We start from the raw sequence: 4,669 nt of genomic DNA on the forward strand, positions 1-4,669 counted from the left end.
GGGTATTACTTCCAGTTGGTAGAGTTTCAGGCGTCATCAAAATAATTTTCATATAACAAAGTAAAAGATTAGGTTTCACAGTCTCGAAAGTCAAGACGAGAATAAAAGCAAGACTTTTAGGAGCTATGAGAAAACGAACCCTATCATTTCTACTCAAGAGGCACAAGATTCACTTCCAAAAAAACAGTACCTGATCATATTAGTGTCACGACACAGCAAATCAGCGACAACCGTAATTGGTTGTGAAAGTCGATAAGTCCATAAGAAACAATTACGTATACTTATGATGCGGCAGGCCGAAGAAAAACCATGTAAGATGGGATAAGTACGACGCCAACGTCCTACGGAGTATAATCCTTCATGGAAGCAATAGCTGTGAACTGTAACCCGTAAGATGGACACTTGAAAAAAGTGATCTCTTACGGGTTTTTGTGTTTTAATCATACTATCGAGAAAACACGGGGAATGAACATCATGAGGAAAATCAGAACAGGATTTACTGAAGTAGAGATCAGGCTGTTGGAGTCCAATCCGAACGTAAGCCGCGTATCGGGGAGGAACATCTCTTATGCTCCAGCTTTTAAGCTCGCAGCGGTGCAGGCTAACCAAGCGGGAGAGCCACCGATGGAGATTTTTTTGAAAGCAGATTTAGTATCGAACTCGTTGGCCAGAGAACACCTACAGAAAGCCTTTATCGCTGGAGAGAGACCTACGCTAAGTACGGTGAGGCTGGCTTGTTAGAAGAGCGCCGAGGCCTTGGAAGTACGGGTAGACGATCAAAAGCGGAATCATCAGTAGAAGAGAAGCTGCAACAAGCAGAAGCTCGGATTAAACTCCTCGAAGCGGAGAACGAGCTATTAAAAAAGCTAGAAGCGCTCGAAAGGCGAAAAAGTAAGGAGTTGACGCCTTCCGAGCGCTTTCAGCTCATTCATCAAACGATTCGTAAGCATGATTTACGACGTTTAACACGTTACCTCTGTCAGATTGCCGAAGTAAGTGCAACGGCTATTACCGTTGGTGTAGCGCTGAGGAGTCGCGTCAACTGTTAGAGACAGCCGATCAATATGACTTTCAGCTTATTAGGGAGCATTTTGAAGCGTTGAACAGGAAAGCAGGCGCATTGGTTATCAAAATGAGGCTGGAGAAATTGAATGGCATTGTCATGAATCATAAAAAGATTCGTCGTATCATGCGCAAGTTTGGGTTAGTAGCTACGATCCGTCAAACCAATCCCTATCGCAAAATGGCTAAAGCGACGCAAGAACATCGTACATGTCCTAATCTCCTGGAACGTCAGTTTGATCAAGGAGAACCAGAGAAGGTCCTCCTTACAGACATCACATACATGCGCTATGGTAACGATCAGTGGGCATATCTTTCTTGTGTGAAAGACGGTGCTACGAAGCAGATTCTGGCACACTATCTATCTTCAACGTTGGAGCTATCCTTAGTTGAACGGACAATGGCTCGCCTACTCAAACGATTGGATGGAAATATTCATCCAGATGCCATCTTCCATTCTGACCAGGGTGTGTACTATACGCACCCGAAAACCCGCCTCCTCATCGCCGAAGCTGGGTTTAAGCAGTCGATGTCTCGTAAAGGGAACTGCTGGGATAATGCGTCCATGGAGACGTTCTTTGGTCATATGAAGGACGAGCTCGACTACAAGGACTGTAAATCTCTTAAAGAGCTGCGGCTACGGGTCAATTGTATGTGATCCACTACAATTCAGAACGCTATCAGTGGACACTAAAAAAGATGACTCCTGATGAATTCAGAAGTCATCTCCTAGCTGCTTAAGGCTTCAATACCGTTTTTCAACTCTGTCCATAAATGAGGTTACAGTTCAAGGATTAATTGCATTGTGGTATATGATCTACTTCCTCGCGGCAAAAATGGAAACCTTAACGCAAACCATCGTATGTGGTTTCGTCTTTTGCTAACTGTTTAATTAAAAAATCAATGTTACTTGATTCGAAATAAGTAAATCTTTGAGTTGTTGTAATTTTGCTTGATCAGTTTTCGCAATTTTATCTTGATCTATTAATTCATTAAGGTTCCCATTATTAAAGTGAAGATAAAAGGGTGGCACAGCCCCAAAACCTCCACAAAAACAATCCTCAACACTATCTAAATTGAAACCATAGTAACCACCAGGTCCGTTCATTGCTTCTCCTAGGGCACAAAAAAAAGAAATACTGTCTACTACATAAGTCATATCCAAGTAATAATGTTTATTTTCAGCCGTATTATTTTTGTTAAAGTTAGAATGTATGCGAACAACTTCTAACCACCCTGACCTTTGCTTCTTGGATAAACTTGCCCATGTATTAATTACTACTGGTTTGGAAATCATCCATTTATCCCAAATTCCCAACGCTTCAAAAGAAGGCGCGGACGAAAAAGCACCGGATAAATTGAGATTGGTCTCCTCCTGAAAGTTGACATCCTTATGAAAAGAAATCTGTTTTTCTGTCACAAAAAAATATGAGCCTATTATTTTTCCGTTTTGCTCCAGCATACTTATGTGGATTCCTGATATTCTGCACTTTGAAGCAGTACAATACTTGATAAATGCTTCAGTTAACCTCAAGCCCACTAAAGTTATATCATAGAAATTGTGAGCTTTATTTTCTGAAAGTCCAATAATATCCTTGCAATATCCAACGATAATATCACTTTCATCATCCACAATTAAATATTTATGCATAACACTCCTCCAAAAAACTATTTCCCTAGATTAACCACCATCTGGAAACCAAGGTTTAGGAAATAACTTAGGGTTTAAATAATCATGTCCTTCAACATAACCCAATTTCCCATCGGGTCTCTTTAAAATTCTATGATTTGTGCCTGGAACATCATATTCAAGTGAACCTGTCCATATGTTCCTTGGTCCTGAGATACCCTGTAATTCATTTGCTTGAAATACCGTATGGTTCCCGTTTCTATCCAACCGTGGTGTCCCTCTTCCTAAAGTTATTTCGTCATACTGATAAACAATTGATTTTGGTATATAATGCTGGCCTGAAAGTTGAGGGAGTGGCGCATTTTTTCGAGATGGAGTTACAGCAGCAGCAGCAGCAAGTGTCTCTTCGGCTGATACTCCAATCTCCCACTTGAAATCAGTGTACTTATCAAGTGCATTTAATAGTTCGCTTCTTGCCCACTCTGCATTACCAATGCTGTTTTCGTATGAACTGGTCTGTGTTAACAGACCGAACAAATAGTTAAACCGATTATTATTTGCATCATTGAACACTGGTTGAAAGGTCGTACCGAGTTGACTCCGATTTGTCAAATATTCTTTTGAGTCTTTCCTCAGAGACATTGATTCTGAAATCATTAAATCGATTTCAAAATATGTACTATTTTTAATATGACCTGTGGGATCATTAAACTTTAAAGGGTTATTCTCCACATACGTATACAAATTCAACGATAACGGATTCGCAATATCCCCTTCATACGTATCCTAGTTGATAAAGCGGCTCTTCCCAAGCAAAAGGGCAACAACTGTTTTCCAATTGCCGCCCAACTATCATTATATCATCCTGCTTGTTTTATGGATACTTCTGGAATTATGTATGCTGCCTTGGTTCTCATCAGATAATGGACCACGTTGACCAGTTTACGCATAATGCACACAATGGCTTGTTGCTTCGTCTTTCCTGCTGTCAGCTTCTGCTCGTAGTAAGCATGAAAGTAAGGATTACGCGGCTCTTTCTTGTTGCGAGTTACGGCAATTTGGCGGATAGCAAGGTTCTTGATGATGTCGTGAAGCTCCCTGTTCCCCTGCTTGCTCTTGTAGTTTCTGACCTTGTTCCCTGAACCGCAAATAATCGGTGCAATTCCCGCGAATCTTGCCAATTTATCAGGCGTAGCGAATCGGTGTATGTCACCAATCTCAGCCACCAGTTCTGCCGCTGTAACGACATCAATGCCTGTCATTGTTTCCAACTGTAAGCCTAACTGCTTAATCAACCCTCCAATTTCTTCTTCAATCTGGGCTAACTCTTGCTGATTAAAACGTATGCTTCGGACAAGGCTTTGCACAATGAAATCACGTTTGTCCTGAAAATCTCGATATGTATCCCCGTCCGCTTCAATAAGGAACAAAATTTGTGCTGCTTTCTTATGGGATAATCCATTGTTGCTATGACTTCTTAGAAATTCGGCTAATGTCCCTGTTTCCATGTCCTTCAGATGTCTTGGAGAAGGATACGCCTCCCAAAAGCACAAGGCCGTTTTGCCGTCAATTTCGGAAAAGAATTTTTTATAACTCGGATGATGATAGCCTAATTGCTGATGCAAATTTTTGATGCAGCCCGAAAGGACTTTTACAACTCCTTTTCTTCGTGTGACAAGCTGGCTTATGGCCCAATATAAATCAATCGGTCTGGCATCCGGCAATTGAAGCAATTCATCTTTCAACACTCTTGCTACACATTCGGCATCCCAACTGTCTGACTTTTGAACCGTAATATGGCTTTTACGCCTAGCCGTGGAAAGCTTCGGATTGACCTCTTTCACCCAACATTTATTCTCCGTCAAATAAACCGCCAATGCTCTGCCAAAACCTCCGACATCTTCTAGCCCGTAAACAACGGATAGTCCTTTTTTCGTATGCTTTTTTACTTCCTTTTCCAGTAAAGGAAAGGCAGAA

At 41.3% G+C, this 4,669-nt stretch carries 5 protein-coding genes; 2 read left to right on the forward strand and 3 right to left on the reverse strand.

Annotation, left to right across the window (positions count from 1 at the left end; genetic code table 11):
- Positions 1–734: 734 nt before the first annotated feature.
- Both PEL01S_RS35505 and PEL01S_RS35510 read left to right on the forward strand, forming a co-directional pair.
- A complete protein-coding gene (locus tag PEL01S_RS35505) occupies positions 735–1,049 on the forward strand; it encodes a hypothetical protein (protein ID WP_239551562.1) in 315 nt (104 codons plus the stop codon).
- Entirely contained in the window at positions 1,043–1,720 is a 678-nt protein-coding gene (locus PEL01S_RS35510; RefSeq protein ID WP_239551563.1) for an IS3 family transposase, read from the forward strand. The genes PEL01S_RS35505 and PEL01S_RS35510 overlap by 7 nt, the downstream gene beginning before the upstream one ends.
- 234 nt (positions 1,721–1,954) lie before the next feature.
- Here PEL01S_RS35510 and PEL01S_RS33910 read toward each other — a convergent pair whose 3' ends face one another.
- The 3 genes from PEL01S_RS33910 to PEL01S_RS33920 all read right to left on the reverse strand — a co-directional run.
- Positions 1,955–2,713 carry a barstar family protein gene (locus PEL01S_RS33910; protein WP_127463334.1) on the reverse strand — a complete coding sequence of 253 codons (759 nt, stop codon included), beginning with the start codon at positions 2,711–2,713 and terminating at the stop codon, positions 1,955–1,957.
- A 30-nt stretch (positions 2,714–2,743) separates the two neighbouring features.
- Positions 2,744–3,442: an RHS repeat-associated core domain-containing protein gene (locus PEL01S_RS33915; protein WP_127463335.1), complete on the reverse strand. Its 699-nt coding sequence runs from the start codon at positions 3,440–3,442 to the stop codon at positions 2,744–2,746.
- A 110-nt stretch (positions 3,443–3,552) separates the two neighbouring features.
- A partial coding sequence (locus PEL01S_RS33920) for an IS110 family RNA-guided transposase (protein WP_127463337.1) occupies positions 3,553–4,669 on the reverse strand: 1,117 nt, incomplete at its 5' end.

The sequence above is a fragment of the Paenibacillus elgii NBRC 100335 genome, assembly GCF_004000865.1.
Classification (GTDB): Bacteria; Bacillota; Bacilli; order Paenibacillales; family NBRC-103111; genus Paenibacillus_G; species Paenibacillus_G elgii.